At 60.4% G+C, this 17,857-nt stretch carries 12 protein-coding genes; 6 read left to right on the top strand and 6 right to left on the bottom strand.

The annotated features are described in order from the left end of the window. Positions 1–12: 12 nt before the first annotated feature. The 4 genes from IPK32_22515 to IPK32_22500 form a co-directional block, all read right to left on the bottom strand. Positions 13–1,017, bottom strand: a complete 1,005-nt coding sequence (locus IPK32_22515; GenBank protein ID MBK8094663.1) for a DUF58 domain-containing protein — start codon at positions 1,015–1,017, stop codon at positions 13–15. 53 nt (positions 1,018–1,070) lie between these two features. Then, positions 1,071–2,054 (bottom strand): MoxR family ATPase, encoded by a 984-nt coding sequence (locus IPK32_22510; protein MBK8094662.1) that lies wholly within the window; start codon positions 2,052–2,054, stop codon positions 1,071–1,073. A 248-nt stretch (positions 2,055–2,302) separates the two neighbouring features. Next, a complete protein-coding gene (locus tag IPK32_22505; protein ID MBK8094661.1) occupies positions 2,303–3,142 on the bottom strand; it encodes a class I SAM-dependent methyltransferase in 840 nt (279 codons plus the stop codon). 106 nt (positions 3,143–3,248) lie between these two features. Further along, positions 3,249–5,024: an arylsulfatase gene (locus tag IPK32_22500; protein MBK8094660.1), complete on the bottom strand. Its 1,776-nt coding sequence runs from the start codon at positions 5,022–5,024 to the stop codon at positions 3,249–3,251. Between the two features lie 84 nt (positions 5,025–5,108). Here IPK32_22500 and IPK32_22495 point away from each other — a divergent pair, with 84 nt between their 5' ends. Both IPK32_22495 and IPK32_22490 read left to right on the top strand, forming a co-directional pair. Continuing rightward, complete coding sequence (locus tag IPK32_22495) at positions 5,109–6,521, top strand: DUF1501 domain-containing protein (protein ID MBK8094659.1); 1,413 nt, start codon at positions 5,109–5,111, stop codon at positions 6,519–6,521. Positions 6,522–6,995: 474 nt separating this feature from the next. Beyond that, positions 6,996–9,350 carry a hypothetical protein gene (locus tag IPK32_22490; protein ID MBK8094658.1) on the top strand — a complete coding sequence of 785 codons (2,355 nt, stop codon included), beginning with the start codon at positions 6,996–6,998 and terminating at the stop codon, positions 9,348–9,350. Positions 9,351–9,359: 9 nt separating this feature from the next. Here the strand turns inward: IPK32_22490 and IPK32_22485 are convergent, their stop codons facing one another. Beyond that, complete coding sequence (locus IPK32_22485; protein MBK8094657.1) at positions 9,360–9,611, bottom strand: hypothetical protein; 252 nt, start codon at positions 9,609–9,611, stop codon at positions 9,360–9,362. 493 nt (positions 9,612–10,104) lie between these two features. On the opposite strand from IPK32_22485, the gene IPK32_22480 reads away from it, so the two are divergent. Continuing rightward, positions 10,105–10,338, top strand: coding sequence for a hypothetical protein (locus IPK32_22480; GenBank protein ID MBK8094656.1), 234 nt, complete (start codon positions 10,105–10,107; stop codon positions 10,336–10,338). A gap of 19 nt (positions 10,339–10,357) precedes the next feature. On the opposite strand, the gene IPK32_22475 is transcribed toward IPK32_22480, so the two are convergent. Then, positions 10,358–11,077, bottom strand: coding sequence for a DUF1080 domain-containing protein (locus tag IPK32_22475; protein MBK8094655.1), 720 nt, complete (start codon positions 11,075–11,077; stop codon positions 10,358–10,360). A gap of 181 nt (positions 11,078–11,258) precedes the next feature. Here IPK32_22475 and IPK32_22470 point away from each other — a divergent pair, with 181 nt between their 5' ends. The 3 genes from IPK32_22470 to IPK32_22460 all read left to right on the top strand — a co-directional run bounded on the left by IPK32_22470 (position 11,259) and on the right by IPK32_22460 (position 17,853). Continuing rightward, positions 11,259–13,073, top strand: a complete 1,815-nt coding sequence (locus tag IPK32_22470) for a glycoside hydrolase family 15 protein (protein ID MBK8094654.1) — start codon at positions 11,259–11,261, stop codon at positions 13,071–13,073. Between the two features lie 15 nt (positions 13,074–13,088). Further along, a complete protein-coding gene (locus IPK32_22465; GenBank protein ID MBK8094653.1) occupies positions 13,089–15,317 on the top strand; it encodes a bifunctional alpha,alpha-trehalose-phosphate synthase (UDP-forming)/trehalose-phosphatase in 2,229 nt (742 codons plus the stop codon). Between the two features lie 88 nt (positions 15,318–15,405). After that, positions 15,406–17,853, top strand: coding sequence for a DUF1592 domain-containing protein (locus IPK32_22460; protein MBK8094652.1), 2,448 nt, complete (start codon positions 15,406–15,408; stop codon positions 17,851–17,853). The last annotated feature ends 4 nt before the right edge of the window (positions 17,854–17,857 follow it).

Here is a 17,857-nt window from a genome sequence, read left to right as displayed (position 1 = left end):
AAACAGCGTGCGTTATTTGCGGCGGAAGCCCATGTAGGCTTCGATGGCGTCGAGGTAGGGAGCCTGCGTGTTCACGCTCTCGAAGGTGATGCGGCGGCGCAGGGCCTGGGTGCGAAGTTTTTCCGTGTGGGCTGCGATCTCGCGCTGGTAGGCGGCGCGGATCTCCTCTGGCTCGACTTGCACCTCCTGGTCGGTCTCCATGTCGCGAAAGCGGGCGACATTGAGCGCGGGGAGATCGAGCTCATCAGGATCGAGCACCTGAAGTAGCATCACCTCAAAGCCACGGTGCAAAAACTGCCCCAGGCCATCAAACATGGCATCGAGATCTGTGCCGAGGAAGTCACTCAGAATGACGATGCGTGCACGGCGACGGAGCTGCGCGGCGACTTGCTCTAAAGCACGCGGGATGTCCGTACGCCGCATGCTGGCGGTGAGTGCGGGCTTCTCCAGGCGCTGGAGCAGGCGGTGAATGTGCCGCCGAGTGCCGCCCGCTGGTGTGTGCGAGAGTAATCCGTCTGCGAAGAGCCCCATGGCGGCCTTATCCCCCTGGCGGATCATGAGATAGGCCAGCGCAGCGGCGATGCGGGCCACGCGTGAGTATTTCCGCTCCCGGTTTGGCACTGTGTAGTCCATGGACGGACTGGCATCGACGAGCAGATGCACGGTCATGTCGGTTTCCTCCAGGTATTTGCGCACATGGAGCTTTTTGGTCCGCGCATAGACCTTCCAGTCGATGTGCTCGATGTCATCACCGTGGGCGTAGGGCTTGTGCTCGATGAATTCGGCACTGAAGCCGAAGTGCGGCGACTTGTGCCTACCGGCGAACCAGCCCTCCACGACGGTGCGGGCAAAAATCATCAGATTTTCAAAACGAGCGAGCTCGGCCGGATTGAGGAACTGACTGGTGAAGAGGTTCGCCTTCTCACGGGAGGGCAAAGGAGGCGGAAGAGAGGATGGACGCGGCAGAGGCGGGGGAGACTGCGGCTGTGCCCAGGCCTGCGGGTGGTCGCGGGCCATGCGCAAAAGATCGCCGAATGATGTTCCCTGGCTCATGTGAAGTGGCGAGCGGGCTAGTAGGCGGGTTCTTTGACGTCCTTCATCACCATCTGGATGATGGCGTAGGCATCGTGGCCTTCGCCCGTGGCACGGTAATTGGGCACGATACGGTGCGGCAGCACGACCGGGCAGGCATCACGCACGTCACAGGTCTCTGGTGTGGATTTGCCTTGGAGCAGGGCGAGCGCTTTGGCACCCAAGACGAGGTATTGAGAGGCTCGCGGCCCGGCTCCCCACTCGATGTAGTTTTTGGCAGCACTGATTTTATCCGCAGAGGCTGGTCGTGTGGCGGTGCTGAGTGCGACGGCGTATTTCAGCACATGATCACTCACTGGCATGGCACGCACCAGCCGCTGGAGGGCGATGAGCGTGGACCCATCCGTCACAGGCTGGAGCGAGGCCGTCTCCTCCATCGTGGTGCGGCGGACGATCTCCACCTCCTCCGCTGGTGCGGGGTAATCCAGCTTCAAAGAGAACATGAACCGATCGAGCTGCGCCTCTGGCAGCGGGTAGGTGCCCTCATGCTCGATGGGATTCTGCGTGGCGACAACGAGGAAGGGCGCAGGCAGATCACGCGTGCGCCTGGCGACGGTGACGCGCCGCTCCTGCATGGCCTCCAACAGCGCAGACTGCGTCTTGGGCGGGGTGCGATTGATTTCATCGGCGAGCAGCAGATTGGTGAAAACAGGGCCCTCCTGGAACTCGAACTGGATGTGACCGGCCTCCTCTCGGAGTAACTCACTGCCGAGGATGTCGCCCGGCATGAGGTCCGGCGTGAACTGGATGCGCTTGAAGTCCATGCCCAGCGTGCTGGCGAGGGAGCGCACGAGCAGCGTCTTGGCCAGACCCGGCACTCCGATGAGCAAGCAGTGCCCATTGGCAAACAAAGCCGCCAAAAGCTGTCTCACGATGATTTCTTGGCCCACGATGGCCTTACCGAGCTCGTTGGTGAGGTGGTAAAAAACGGTCTGCGCATCCGCAGGCGTGAGGGTGGGAATCAAAGCAGCCGGGGCAGATGGAGCGGGGGTGGAGATCGAGTTCACGCAGTTTTTTGGGAGTGATGTGAGTGCAGTAAATGGATTCAGGATTTCCTGATGAAGGCGACAGCATTCTTTTTTCTCTGATCACGAGAGCCGAATGTTTTTCAGCTCTTAATCTTGGTGTGTTTACCAGAATGCCCGTCTGCCGACGAGTGAAAAGCCTGTGAAATGTTTCACAGTTCTGCCTCTGCGGTGTATTTAAACGATCACTTCCACCAGCGGCAATATGCCCCGCAGGGGACGGCAGGCACGCTTTCCGCGCCGGAAAGCAAAAGCTCGCCATGCTCGAAGGTGCCGCCGAAGATGCTCAAATCATGGCGCATGAGCTGGAGCAGCGTCGTCGGCCAGATGAAACCCTGACGGCACACCAGCACGACCCCCAGTGGTGTGTCGGAGAGGAGGCCACTCATTGTCGCTAGCAGGGCGGGGAGGCCGCGCTCGAGGTCAAAACCGTGCTTTGCCTCACGCGAGCTGTGAGGATCGAGAATGATCAAATCATGGCGCTGGTTTTGCAGCCGCTCACGCTGGGCGAATTTCACCGGATCATCTGCGACCCAGCGAATATCGCGTGAGGCGAGCGGATTGAGCGCGGCATTCTCCCGTGCACGCGAGAGAGACTCCGCTGAGGCCTCTACATGGGCGACGCTGGCACCGCCTGCCGCCGCTGCGAGCGTGTGACCGCCGACTCCGGCGAATAGATGCAGCACACGGGCGGGTCGGCGGTTCTTTGCCGCGTAGGCGGCACACATCTCTGTGACACGCTGCCATGAGTCACGCAGCTCTGGCCCGAGAGCACGGAAGCTGCCTCCTGCGCCACCGACTTGGAAAAGCAGCGTTCCTACACGGATTTTGATCGGAGTTTTGGCGGCTTGTTTGAGATCCTGCGATTTGCGCCAGTCGCCCCCGCCGAGTTTCCTCCGCCACCAGGCCTGTGAGCATGCTCGTGTAGTGACGTGGCCTCCGAGTCTCTCCAGCACACGACCTCCGCCGCTGTCGAGCAGCTCGTAGTTTTCATCGGTAGCTTGGGCGGGTGTCTTTTCTTCCATGCCTGGACCTCTGCATCGCCCCGCAGCGTGCTCAAGGACCATTCCAGAGATGATGAGCCGCCGGGTGCGGGGTTTGAGGAGGAAGCAGATGGCGCAGATCGCGGCGTCACTTCAGGGTGAGCTTCACCTGCTTGAAGTCGATGTTGGGCTGCTGGGAGAGTGCTTCGAGCGTGAGTGTGGCGGTCCCTTTGTCGAGGTGGAGGGTGCCCAGAGTAGCGGTGGCCCAGGTGCGGTCGCGGTAGCGTGCTTTGCCATCTTCGTCGCGGTGGGGAAGTGTAGCGAGAGGAGCCTCTGCGGCTGGGAGGGTGGCCATGAGCTGCGCGGAGGTGGTGCTGAGTCGCAGTTTGGCATCTGTGCTGGCGGCGTAGGAGATTTCGATTTCGTATGCGCCTGGGGTGTGGACTTCGAGTTCGAATCGAACCTGCGCTTTCGGTTGTGTCCAGTTCGTGAGCCAGTCATTGGCGAAGCCCGGTCCGCTCGCGAAATGGAGCGGTGCATCAAAATAGGCCTGCGGTGCATGCAGCTCGACCGGATTGTGCTCGGCATGGCCTACGGGCAGAGGCATGCGGCGTAGGCCGTCGTGGCGAATGTCGGCGAACCAGGCGTCATATTTTGCGGCGAGTTGTTCGACTAGGGCGGGTTGTTCCGCAGCGAGGTCATGTTCCTCAGCCGGGTCCGCCTCCATGTCGTAGAGTTGCCAGGGGGTGGCGCTGGCGTCATTGGCCTTGGCTTTGGAGCCACCAGATGAGCCTTTGATCTCACGCACGAGGCGGTGGCGCTGGGTGCGCACGGCACCGGGATATTTGTTGGTTTCGTTGATGGGATTGTGGGTGAAGAGCGTGCGCTCCGGCCATGCGGGAGTGGTGGGCGCTTCGAGCAGCGGGCGAAGGCTCAGGCCATCGAGCGGAGGGCCTGTCGGCCGCTCCACACCGCAGAGATCGAGCAGCGTGGGTAATACGTCGATGTGGGAGGCGATGTGGTGCACGACATGCGGCTGCCATTTGGCGGCAGGCCAGCGGATAAAGAGGGGCACGCGGCTACCACCCTCATGCACGCTGGTTTTGCCGCCACGCATGCCTGCGTTGTAGGTCTGGACACCTGCGGTGCCGCCATTGTCGGTCAAAAAGAGAACCAGAGTATTTTCGGCGAGTTTCAGCTCATCGAGTCGTGTGAGGATGCGGCCGATGTTTTCGTCGATGTTTTCGATCATGCCGTAAAAAGCGGCGACTTTGGCATCCATGCCCTTCGCTTTGAATTTATCGTAGTAGCGGTCTGGCACCTGATAGGGCGAGTGTGGCGCATTATAGGCCAGGTAGCAGAAAAAGGGCGTTTTCTGATGCGTGGTGATGTAGCGTAGCGCCTCGTCCGTGAGCACATCGGTGATGTAGCCGCGAGTGGGCTCGTGCTGCGATCCGCGGAGCAGGGTGGCGTCAAAGTAGTTATTCCAGTGGCCATTGGTGAAGCCGAAAAAGTCGGTGAAACCCTGCCCCTGCGGCGTGTAGGGGAATTGCTCGCCGTTGTGCCATTTCCCGATGCATGCAGTCTCGTAGCCAGCGCTGCGGAGAGTCTCCGCGAGGGTGGTCTCAGATGGTTTCATGGCCTCTTTGTTGTGCGTGACGCCGTGCACGCCCGTGCGTAGCGGCCAGCGGCCTGTGAGCAGCGCGGCTCGGGTCGGCGCACAGAATGAGTTCACGTAAAAGCGATCGAAGCGCACGCTTTCATGTCCCAAGTGGTCGATATGGGGCGTGTGGAGATGTGGATTGCCGTGGATGGAGAAGTCGCCGTATCCCTGGTCGTCGGTGACGATGAGCAGTACATTCGGCGGCGCGGAAAAGGCGATGAGCAGTGGGAAGAAAACGGCGCAGATGAGGAGACGGCACATGGTGAGCTGGATGGGGGCAGAGTACAGAGACGCTAAACGATCTGGAGGTGGAAAACTCGCTCCCGGTGGCTTCGTTCTCACTGCATGACATCCGCCGCGCCCGATTTTCTCCACGTCTCCCGACGCCAATTCTTCAGTCACAGCATGGTGGGCAGTGCGGCACTGAGCACGCTGCTCTCGCGGGATCTCACTGCGGCGGAAATGGCTCCAAAACCGCATTTTGCGCCACGGGCAAAGCATGTGATCTACCTGCACATGATCGGGGCACCCTCGCAGCTCGATCTTTTCGACTACAAGCCGCTGCTCCAGAAGCTGGATGACGAAAAGTGCCCCGAAGAGCTCACCAAAGGAAAGCGCTTCGCCTTCATCGGCGGTGAAATGCGCCTCGCGGGCACAGAGTTTCAATTCAAGCGCCACGGGCAGAGTGGGCTCGAGTTGAGCGAGCTACTGCCCCACCTCGGCAGCATCGCCGATGACGTCTGCGTGGTGCGCAGTCTGCACACCAATGAGATCAATCACGCCCCCGCGCAGATGTTTCTCCACACCGGCTTCGGTCAAGGCGGCAGGCCCAGCATGGGATCGTGGGTGACATACGGCTTAGGCAGTGAGAATCGCGATCTACCCAGCTATGTCGTGCTTTTGTCTGGTCCAGCAGGGGGCGCAGGCAGCACGCTGTGGAGCACGGGCTTCCTGCCCAGTGTGCATCAGGGCGTGCAGTTCCGCAGCAGCGGAGAGCCCGTGCTGTTCCTCACCAATCCACCCGGACACGGCAGCAAAGACCGCCGCCGTGTGCTCGACGCCGTCAAATCGCTCAATGAGCAGCAACTCACCGCCGTGGGTGATCCAGAGATCGCCACACGCATCAGCCAATATGAAATGGCCTACCGCATGCAGGCCAGCGTGCCCGAGCTGATGGACATCAGCCGCGAAAATGCCGCCACACTGGAAATGTACGGCGCCAAGCCCGGCGCAGCCTCCTTCGCCAACAACTGCCTCCTCGCACGCCGCCTCATCGAGCGTGGTGTGCGCATGGTGCAGCTCTTTGACAGCGACTGGGACCACCACGGCGGCCTAGCCAAGCGCCTGCGTGAAAAAGCCAAAGACGTCGATCAGCCCATGGCCGCCCTCGTGCGTGATCTGAAGCAGCGCGGCCTGCTCGATGAGACACTCGTCGTCTGGGGTGCAGAATTCGGCCGCACGCCGCTGCGCCAGGGAGCCAACGCCGATGGCACCAAGACCTCCGCTGGCCGTGATCATCATAAAGACGCCTACACCATGTGGATGGCCGGAGGCGGCATCAAGCCGGGCACCAGCTACGGCAAAACAGACGACTACGGCTTCAACATCGCCGAAAACCCCGTCCACACACATGATCTGAACGCCACGCTCCTGCACCTCCTCGGCATCGACCATGAGCGCCTCACCTTCCGCTACCAAGGCCGCGACTACCGCCTCACCGACATCCACGGCGAGCTCGTGCCAGGCATCATCGCGTGACGAAGAAACAGCAGAGTACGGAAAGATTGACGATTGAAGAACAATCGATTGCTGATGGTTGAGGTGCTTTGTCCTCCGTAGAAACCGGCATGGACTTCCAAAATCAGCAATCGAGTGATCATCAATCGTCAATCCGAGAGGTTCTCACTGACTTTTTGCGCTCACATCTATGAATGAAGCCTCTGTGCTTCTCTGTGTCCTCTGTGGTTGAACTCATCGTGTTCTACCACAGAGCACCGGAGCCCAAGGCGGCTTGATTGTGGGACGGAGAGTAACTTTTGAGTGTATCCACAGATTGCGCAGATTGAAGCCCATCTGCGTCATCTGAGAAATCAGTGGATAAAAATCCAAGTTATTCGGGAGGGCACCGAGAGACACAGGGCTTGAGGAGAGTTCGGGAAAGGTGCCGAAAGTGAGAGATTTCATCATTGCATTACAACGAGCATTTGCCGCCGTCACTGCATCTGCTTTCCTGTGTCGATGAAGCCCCTTCTTCTGTTTTCTGTCTTTTCCGCGTGTTCCGTAGGCCTGCTCTCTGCGCAGGAGCCACGCAGCATCAGCGGCATCAGCGGCATCTATCCGTCGCTCGCCATGTTTAATAATGAGGGCGAGTGCGGCACGGGCGCGGTGGTGCCGTGGGCGGATCGCTTGTGGGTCATCACTTACGGGCCGCATCTGCCGTTCGGATCGAGTGACAAGCTCTATGAAATCACGCCGGAGCTTTCTCAAATCGTGCGTCCAGAAAGCGTCGGCGGCACACCGGCGAATCGCATGATCCACACCGAATCACAGCAGCTTTTCATCGGGCCGTATGTCATCGACGCAGAGCGAAAGGTGCGAGTGATCCCGCCGAGCATCATGCCGGGCCGCCTCACCGGCAATGCGAGGCACCTGACCGATCCCGTAGGAAAAATATACTACGCCACGATGGAGGAAGGCCTCTACGAGGTCGATGTGAAGACGCTGGCCGTGAAAAACTTCATCCGCGACGGCAACGGTGTCAAAAAGGGCTTCAAAGTCGAGACACCGCTCTCCGATTTGAACTCCCAACTGCCTGGCTACCACGGCAAGGGGCTCTACACCTCCCAAGGCCGCGTCATTTACGCGAACAACGGCGACCGCGACAAACGCGTGCTCACCGATCCCACCACGCCCAGCGGCGCTCTCGGCGAATGGACCGGCAGTGGCGATTGGCAGCTCGTGCGGCGGAATCAGTTCACCGAGGTCACTGGCCCCGGCGGAATTCACGGCAGCGATGCGAAGGCGCCAGTGTGGAGCATCGGCTGGGATGCGAAGTCGCTCATCCTCATGCTGCTCGACGGCGGTAAGTGGCAGTCCTTTCGTCTGCCCAAAGTCAGTCACAGTTACGACGGTGCACACGGTTGGAACACCGAGTGGCCGCGCATCCGCGACATCGGCGAGGATAACCTGCTCATGACCATGCACGGTGCCTTCTGGAGCTTCCCGAAAACCTTTTCCGCCGCGAACACGAACGGCATCCGCGCCCGCAGCGCCTACCTGAAGGTCATCGGCGACTTCACCCGATGGAACGACCGACTCGTCTTCGGCTGCGATGACTCCGCGAAGTCCGAGTTCCTCAACAAGCGCAGCGTGAAGGGGAAAATCGACAGCATCGGCCAGTCGCAGAGCAACCTGTGGTTCACCAGCCCCGAAACACCGAACAAACTCGGCCCCGCACATGCGAGCGGTGCGGTGTGGCTTCATGACAGCGTGAAGGCAGGCGATGAGAGCGATCCTTTCCTCGTCGAGGGTTGGAAGCATCGCGGCGTGTGGCACATCGACCATACCACAGGCGAATCGAAGCGCATCGACATCACCAGCGATGAAGAATGGCTCACCGTGAAGGCCGAAAAGGACTGCAAAGACTTCTCCGTGCTCATCACGCTCTCGAATGGCGAATCTCGCGGCACCGAGCCCGATGCCATTTTCGACGGCATCGCCCGAATTGGCGATGAAAACGCTCAAACCGGCCTTTTCCGCCCACGCGGCGAAAACAAGCGCACGCTGAGTTTGGCGACGAAAGACGGCTACTACGAGATGGGAGCCGATTTGGCCCTCAAACGCGTCGAAGATGCCAAAGCGAAGGCCTTTGTCGAAAAAGCCGTAGCCCTGCCGAAGAACGTCATCATGCTCGATGAGGCCAGTGTGCTCGTCGTCGATGATCGCGGCCGCCGCTGGCGCCTGCCGCGTGCTTCGAAGGCCTACGATGGCCCCACGAACGCTAGCGAGCTGCGTGTGTGTCGTGAAGTCGCCACCGAGCGAGACATGCTCAGCGCCTGCGGCACTTTCTTTGAGCTGCCCGCCGAAAACGCCGATGGCTTCGCGAAGATCCGCCCGATTTGCTCGCACAATCTGCGCGTCACCGATTTCGGCGGCTATCGCGGCCTCTTCATCATGAGCGGCATCAAATCCGACGCCAAAGCTAGCGACCACATCCTGCGCAGCGACGACGGCAAAGCCGCGCTTTGGGCCGGAGCCATCGACGACCTCTGGAAGCTCGGCAAACCCCGTGGCGAAGGCGGCCCGTGGAAGTCCACGAAGGTCAAAGCCGGTCAAAAAAGCGATCCCTACCTCATGTGGGCCTACGATCAGCGCACGCTCACGCTCAGCCATGATCAAAACGAGCCTGTGAGCTTCCACATTGAGCTCGATCTCACCGGCACCGGCTTGTGGGTCACGCACAAGCAGCACGAAATCTCCCCCGGCGAGGAAATCGCTTTCACCTTCGACCCCGCCATCCAAGCCCGCTGGCTCCGCGTCACCACCGACAAAGCCTGCGCCGCGACGGCGTGGCTGAAGTATGAGTGATCGGTGTCTTCAGGAAATCAGATGCCACACTGGAAAACGACTGCATACCTCGTTCAAAATTTTTGCCGAATCCTGCTCTTGGACGATTAGCGATGGAAGCTGTCGAATCCACTCCAGTTCTCGCTCAATATCCTGCTCGGAGGGTAGGTTGTCTTCATCCACAAGACTGCGCACATGAGAAGGCAACTGCTCAGCAATGCTCCAAAGTTCATCAAGTGGTTGCTCCGAGCAATCCACGCACGTCTGTAGTGCGTCGATCATGACGCACCCGAGGAGCAGAATACAGAAAGAGGCGTCTCCATACGGGGGGGGGGATGCAAGAGCTGAGATCAGGAGTCGCTTCCTGTAGCCTAAACTGAAGCGTCAACACCGTGTCCTCTGGAATTGGGCGTTCCGTTGCCAAAGCCTCGAGCCAAGCTTCTTCCAAGCAATTCAAAAGATATTGCCAATCTGAGCGCCATTTCGCGGCGTATTCGATTTCTATATAGTGCATGGCACGACATTGAAACACAGCACCCACAAGCCACCGCTTTTCCAAAGCCACCTGATGCAGTGGGTTTCGCTCATGTTGAAAGTTAGACATATCGAGCGTGAATGAATTAGATTGTGCTCAGAGACGCATGTGCCGCAAAAGGTCGTGTATTGCTACATATACCTTAAAACCTGCGTCGATCCAAGTCACAGAACCTCTGATTGACAACTCTGGGCCAGAGGAGCATCCCGAGTCATGGGACTAGAAAGCGTTGAACTCGTCATGAGCTTCGAAGAGGAGTTCGATATCTCCATTCCTGATTCGGCGGCTGAAAAAATGGCCACCCCTAAGGATGTCGTCGAGTTTGTGGTTCAGCGTTTGAAGGCTGATAATCGCACCATGCCCCGACATGAAGTCTCGGCCCGTATCAAGCAGATCGTTCTCGATAAAATCGGCCTCTCGGAATCGGCCTACAGCGAAGAAAAGCGCTTCATCCAAGACTTTGGCATCGACTGATGCCCCGTCCACGCCATGCTCACAGACGCTTGATGCGGATGTTGCGGTATAGAACGAGGTCGTTGTGTCCGGCGAAGCCGAAGTGGCCGCTGGTGCGGTCTTTGCCGGGGTGAGGTTTTTTGCCCATGACCTCGTCCATGTTCACTTTGCTGAGATCGCAGTCGAGGATGGTCTCGCCGTTGAGCACGACTTTGATGGTGGAGCCTTTGACGGTGACTTCTTGCACGTTCCACTCGCCTGCGGGCTTCAGATGACCGCGTTTCGCGGCTACCATGCCGTAGGCGGAGCCGTGATACTGGCGGGGATCGAGCTTCGCATACTTCGGTGCATCGTTGTCGAGCACCTGGAGCTCGCACATGCCGACATACGCGGTGTCGCCGCTGCCGGGGTAGCGGATCGCGAGACCGTTGTTCGAGCCTGCGGGGATCATGACCTCCAGCCGCACGGTGAAGTCAGCATATTCCTCCGCCGAGTAGATGGTGCCGCCTTTGCCTGCCTTGCATGCGATCGCGCCGTTCTTCACCTCGTAGTTTTCCACCGGGCCCTTCCAGCCGGTGAAGTCTTTGCCATTGAAGAGAGGCGTGAAGCCTTCCTCATCGGCGGAGAAGGCGGTGGTGGCAAAGGCGGCGAGAGCGAGCAGGAGGCGACGGGTGAGTTTCATGGTGCGTGGAATCAGGAAGCGATCTTCAAACGGCCGCATTAGCAGAAAGGTTTCGTTGGTCGCCGCCAAACCGCGCATACAACGTCTGCACTGCGACGGCGTGGCTGAAATATGAGTGAGGATGAGGTGAAAAACCTTACAGGTGCATCTTTGGCTAGCGAAGGATGCACCATGGTTTGAGCCTAGATTTCAAAAGGGGCTTTCTATCACGGGTGAACGGGGTATATCAGAAGTGAACAGGAAGGAGCGTATATATACCATGAGCGATCCTACTTTAGCCCAGACGACGCCGAAGCTCGACCATGGGGTTATTGGTAACGGACGTGTGCTGGCGCTGATCTCACCGACGAGTGCCATTGAGTGGCTGTGCATGCCGCGCTTTGATTCGCCTTCCGTCTTTGCACGCATCCTGGATCGCGAGAGCGGTGGGACTTTCATCATCGAGCATGCTTCGGGTGAAGTGCGTGGGCAGTCGGAGTATCTCACGAACACGAATGTGCTGCGCACGGTCTTTGAGATGGATGATGCGGCGTGGGAGGTGCTCGATTTTGCTCCGCGTTTGTTGGATGGCATGGAGGTGCGTGCGCCCTTTGAGCTAGCACGGCTGGTGCGGCCACTGCGGGGACATCCACGGCTGCGGGTGCGGTTTGATCCACGGCCGGACTATGGGCGTGCGGTGGTGCAGATCATGCCGGCGGGAGATTGTCTGCTGATTACGGGCGGGGAGGAGCCTCTGCGGCTCTTTACGGATGTGCCGATGCCTTATGTGACTGGTGGGCGGGAGTTCGCACTGGATAAGCCGATGTTCTTCTCGCTGGTCTGCGGCGGCACTCGGCAGCGGACTACGCTGTGGAATGTGCTGGAGCAGTTCGAGCGCACGGTGGAAACGTGGCGTCGCTGGGCGATGACGTGTGCGCTGCCGACCTTCGCGGCTGATGCGGTGCTGCGCTCCGCGCTGGTGCTGAAGCTCCATCAATACCACGACACGGGCGCGATCATCGCGGCGACGACGACGAGCATCCCGGAGGCGATCGGGACGCAGCGGACATGGGATTACCGCTACTGCTGGCTGCGGGATGCGGCCTTTGTGGTGGAGGCGCTGCGACGCATCTCTCATCTGCGGGAAGGGGAGGAATTCCTCCGCTACCTGCGAGATGTGGCGGAGGCGGGGCCGCTGCAGCCGCTCTACGGCATCGGTGGAGAGCGTGATCTGCGTGAGGAGACGCTCGATCATCTCGCGGGCTTCGCCAATACCAAGCCGGTGCGTGTGGGCAATCAAGCTGCCGAGCAGCGACAAAATGATCTGATGGGTGAGGTCATCCTCTGCCTGGAGACGCTGCTCACAGACCCACGGCTCGCGCACCTTCGTGGTGGGGATTATTTCCCGCTCGTGCAGCGGCTGGTGGAGGAGGCCATCGTCGCAGCGCCCACGCTGGATACGGGCATCTGGGAGTTCCGGCAGATGCCGCGGGCCTACACGTTCTCTCGGGCGATGTGCTGGGTAGCCATCGAGCGTGGTGCGAAGCTGGCAGACCACCTCGGGGAATGCGAGCACGCTGCACGCTGGAGAAAGATCGCCGATGAGGAGCGTGAACTCGTCCTGGCTCGTGGCTACAATGCGAAGCTGGGATTCTTCACGCAGGCGCTGGATGGCGAGTATCCTGATGCCTCGCTGCTGCTGCTGCCCACGCTGGGCATCATCAGTGCGACGGATGCACGCTTCATCTCCACGGTGGAGGCGTATGAGCGACTGCTCGCGCCGGATGGCTTCATGAAGCGCTACATCAATCCCGATGACTTCGGTGATACCTCCAGCGCCTTCACCATCTGCTCGTTCTGGTGGTGTGAGGCTTTGGCCCTCATGGGACGGCTGGATGATGCAGTAGCGCTCTTTCAGCGGCTGATGAGATGTGCCAATCCGCTCGGTCTTTTCTCCGAAGACATCGAGCCCGCAGACGGCACGATGCTGGGCAACTTCCCGCAGGCCTACACGCACGTCGGCCTCATCCATGCGGCCATGACCATCTCGGAGCTGCTGGAGGCCCGCGATGGCAAGGTGCGGGCCTGGACTTGACCCCCCCCGACTCCCATGAACCGCTTCCTCATCGTCTCGAATCGGCTGCCTGTGACCGTGGAGGTCCAGCATGATGCCTTTTCTCTGAAACCCTCTGTGGGTGGGCTGGCGACGGCCATGGCAGGCCTCGGCGGAGGAGAGAGTGAGATGCGCTGGATCGGCTGGCCAGGTGATACGAATGCGCTGAGCCCGGAGACACGCACACGACTGGACAGCGAGCTACTGGAGCAGGGCCTCGTCGCCGTGCATCTCGCCAGCGAGGACGTGCATGGCTTCTACGAAGGCTTCTCCAATGGCGTGCTCTGGCCGCTGTTTCACTACCAGATCGGTCGAGTGAATATGGATGCCTGGCGTGACTGGGAGGCCTACGAGCGGGTCAATCGCCAGTTCGCCGAGGCCATCGCTGCGCAGTGGCGTGAGGGCGACCGCATCTGGATCCACGACTACCAGCTCATGCTCGTCCCCGCCATGGTGCGCAGCCTCGTGCCGCGTGCCTGCATTGGTTTCTTCCTGCACATCCCGTTTCCATCGCTGGAGGTCTTCCGCACGCTGCCCTGGCGGCATCAGGTGCTGGAGGGGCTGCTAGGGGCAGACGTCATCGGCTTTCACACCTATGGCTATCAGCGGCACTTCGCTTTTTGCCTGCTGCGCATGAAAGGCATCGACGTGGTGGTGGATGAGTTTCACTGGCAGGACCACATCGCACGACTCGGAACCTTCCCCATCAGCATCCATACGCAGGAGTTCATTGACCGCGCCAGCCAGCCCGAGGTGGACGAAGAGGCCGCGAAGATCCTCGCCCGCGCTCCAGGCATGCAGTTGCTCCTCGGCGTGGATCGGCTGGATTACAGCAAGGGTCTGCACCGCCGATTCCTCGCCATCGAGCGCTTGCTAGAGATCGCACCGCAGCTCGTGGGGAAAATCCGCTTCGTGCAAGTCGCCGTGCCCTCACGCACCAATGTGGAAACCTATGCAGAGTTCCGCAGGCAGCTCGATGAGCTCGCTGGGCGCATCAATGCACGCTTCTCCACCACCGACTGGTCGCCCATCCAGTATCTCTACCGCAGCGTCACTCCCACAGAGCTCGTCTCGCTCTACCGTGCCGCAGACGTGATGGTCGTCACTCCGCTGCGTGATGGCATGAACCTCGTGGCCAAGGAATACGTCGCCTGCCGCATCCATGATGACGGCGTGCTAGTCCTCAGCGAACTCGCAGGTGCAGCCTGGGAGCTGGGCGAGGCCGTCCAGGTGAATCCCTACAATGTCCATGAGACCGCCATCGCCATCCGTGATGCCCTGCACATGCCCCCTGAGGAGCAACGCCAGCGGATGCAGCCCATGCGCCAGCGCATCCGCGAGTGGGACGTCCACGCCTGGGTGCGCAGCTTCGCCAGCGCCCTCGATGCCGCCGCCATCCAGCTTATGGAAGCTCCCGCCGCCAACAATCCGCCCACCGCCAGCGAGCTCGCTCTCATGCGCCACGCACGGCGGCTCCACCTGCTGCTCGACTACGATGGCACACTCGTCCCCTTTGCCACACGACCAGAGCTGGCACAGCCGGATGCTGCCCTGCTCGATCTGCTCGCCGCCCTCGCCGCAGATCCACGCATCAGCCTGCACATCACCAGCGGGCGTCCGCGTGATACCATGGAGAAATGGTTTGGCCATCTCCGCGCCGGCCTGCATGCCGAGCACGGCTTCTGGAGCCGCGCCGCGGGCTCCGAGTGGCGAGCGAACGCCATCGTGCGCTCTGGCTGGAAGGACCGCATCCGCCCCATCATGGAGAGCTTCTCACGCTGCACACCAGGCTCCTTTGTGGAGGAAAAAGAGGCCTCGCTCTGTTGGCATTATCGCCAGGCCGACCCAGTTCAGGGCGACATGCAGAGTCGCGAGCTCACACTCCATCTCACCAGCTTCCTCGCAAATCTACCTGTCGAGGTCATGCCCGGTCAGTGCATCGTCGAAGTCCGCCAGCACGGTGTGAACAAAGGCATCGTCCTACCCGCCATCCTCGCCTCCATGATCGCCTCGCCCCAGGAGTTCATCGTCGCCCTCGGTGATGACCGCACGGACGAGGATCTCTTCGCCGCGCTGCCAAAGCACTGCTTCAGCATCAAAGTCGGCAGCGGCACCACCGTCGCCGCCCGCCGGCTCCCAGACCCAGAGGCCGTCCGGCTCTTCCTACGCGGATTGATCCAGCCATGCAGCAGTGGAAGCGAGACAGCGCCAAAAACTCCCTCATGAAGTGCCCAGAGCACCTCCTAGCAGCCCGTAAAATCACAAAACTTGCGGCGAAAGCGCACAATCGCACCTCCTGGATCGTTTCGGCCCCATGCGCCGCCTTTTTATTGTCTATCCGCTGATGGTTACCTCCGCTTTGGCCCTTGAGCCGAAAGTGCGGCCTCTGCTCGATGCACACTGCATCGAGTGCCACGGCGAGGATGTGCAAAAGGGCAAGCTGCGCCTCGATGGCCAGGTGAGTCTGAGCACATGGGTGAAAGTGCATGACCGCATCGCAGCAGGCGAGATGCCCCCAAAGAAATCGGAACAGCCTCTACCGGCCCTGCGTGATGCATCGCTGCAAATCCTGCACGACGCACTCCACGCGGACTCTTTGGAAAAACAACGCACCCAGGGCCGCGTGCTGGTGCGTCGCCTCAATAGCACCGAATATGAAAACACCGTGCGCGGACTCGTCGGCACGCAGGTGAAGCTCAAAGAACTGCTGCCAGAGGAAAACAGCGCAGGTGGCTTTGATAATGTCAGCGCCGTGCTCGATCTCTCATCCACCCATTTGCTGCTCTACCAGGAAGCAGCGGAAAAGGCCGTGGCCTCCGCTATCCCGATCCATCCTCATCTGCCGCTCAAAGATCGCCGCACAGGCCGCCAGATCGCCGACAACGGCAACAACTTCAAACAGACGCTCACACGCAGTTGCATGCTGAAAGGCGATGCACTGGTGGTTTACAGCAAACTGCCGCGCTACGGCCTCGTCACCACGCCGCATGTCACGGGGGCGGGACGTTACAAGGTGCGCATGTCCGCTTGCGCCGTCGGCGCGGCGAATCTGCCTGTGCCCGTGGCCTACAGCACCGTGGATCGCGGACGCGAGCCGCCAGTGGTCCGCGAAATCGTCGATCTCCCGCCTGGAGCACCGCAATTGATCGAAACAGAGATCGATCTCGCGGCGGGCGAGGCTTTTGTGCTGCAACTGCTGCTCAACTGGGACATCCGCGCCACCAAGAAACCCATCGAAGACCACACTGGCCCCGGCTTTCTCATCGAATGGCTCGAAATCGAAGGCCCCGTCGATGAATTCCCCTCGCAGGCCTATCGCACGCTGTTTGGCACTGCCGAGCTGATGCCGCGCTCTGTCGCCAAAGCCAAAGCGGAAGGCAAAAAAACGCAGGACTGGAGCAAGCGCCAAAACATCTACCAATGGCTCAACGACCCGCTCGAGCCCGTCAGCGCCACACCAAAGGAGGATGCCGACAAACTGCTCCGCGCCTTCATCCCGCGTGCGTTTCGTCGCTCCGTGGATGAGGGCACGCTGAATCGATTCATCGGCAAAGTGCACGCCAAGCTCGATGCCGGCGAGAGCTTCGTGAACGCGATGACTTACGGCTACAAGAGCGTGCTCACCTCGCCCTCCTTTCTCTTCTTCCAAGAGTCACCTGGCACGCTCGACTCCAACGCCCTCGCAAACCGCCTCGCCTATTTTCTCACCTCCCTGCCACCAGACGCGGAACTGCTCGCATCAGACCTCACCCAGCCCGATGTGCTGCGCCAGCAAACCGAGCGCCTGCTCAAATCACCGCACTCTCGCAGCTTCATAGAAAACTTCACCGGCCAGTGGCTCGAGCTCCGTAAAATGGACGCCACCATCCCCGATCCGAATCTGTATGGCGACTTCGACGGCACGCTTCTCTGGTCCATGCCCGAGGAGACACGCCGCTTCTTCGGCGACGTGCTGCAAAACGACCGCAGCGTGCTCGAGTTCGTCGATTCGTCGTGGACCCTCGTGAATCGCCGCCTCGCGGAGCACTACGGCATTGTTGAGGCCTTTGAGGCTGCTACTCCGACCGCTGCATCCGCTGATCAAGTCACTCCCTCCGAGTTCCGCCGCGTAAACCTCCCCGCAGACTCGCATCGCGGTGGTGTGATGACTCAGGGCAGCGTGCTCAAAGTCACTGCCGATGGCACCCGCACCTCGCCCGTGCTGCGCGGCAAGTGGGTGCTGGAGCACATCCTCGGCAAAGCGCCGCCACCGCCGCCACCGGACGTGCCCGCCATCGAGCCAGACATCCGCGGAGCCACCACCATCCGCCAGCAGCTCGACAAGCACCGCAGCATCGCCAGTTGCAATTCCTGCCATCAGCATATCGACCCGCCGGGCTTCGCCTTGGAGTCCTTTGACCCCATCGGCGGCTACCGCGAGTTCTACCGCGCCTCCGCCCGCACGCAGGCCGGCATCGTGCAGCTTGCTGGCTACACCGGCCGTGCCTTCTACCGCGGCCCCGATGTCGAAAAAGGCGGCGTCACTCACGATGGCAAAACTTTCACCACCATCGAGGACTACAAGCGCCTCCTCCTCGCCGATCCCGATCAAATCGCCCGCAACCTCGCCGAAAAACTCCTCACCTACGCCACCGGCGCCGAGCCCCAATTCGCCGACCGCGAAGTCATCGAGCAAATCGTCGCCAAGGTGAAAACGAAGAACTATGGCTTCCGCACGCTCGTTCATGAGATCGTGCAGAGCCGCCCGTTTAGGAACAAATAACCAC

The sequence above is a fragment of the Verrucomicrobiaceae bacterium genome, from assembly GCA_016713035.1.
Taxonomy (GTDB): Bacteria; Verrucomicrobiota; Verrucomicrobiia; order Verrucomicrobiales; family Verrucomicrobiaceae; genus Prosthecobacter.
This window is presented reverse-complemented; position numbering and strand designations above follow the sequence as displayed.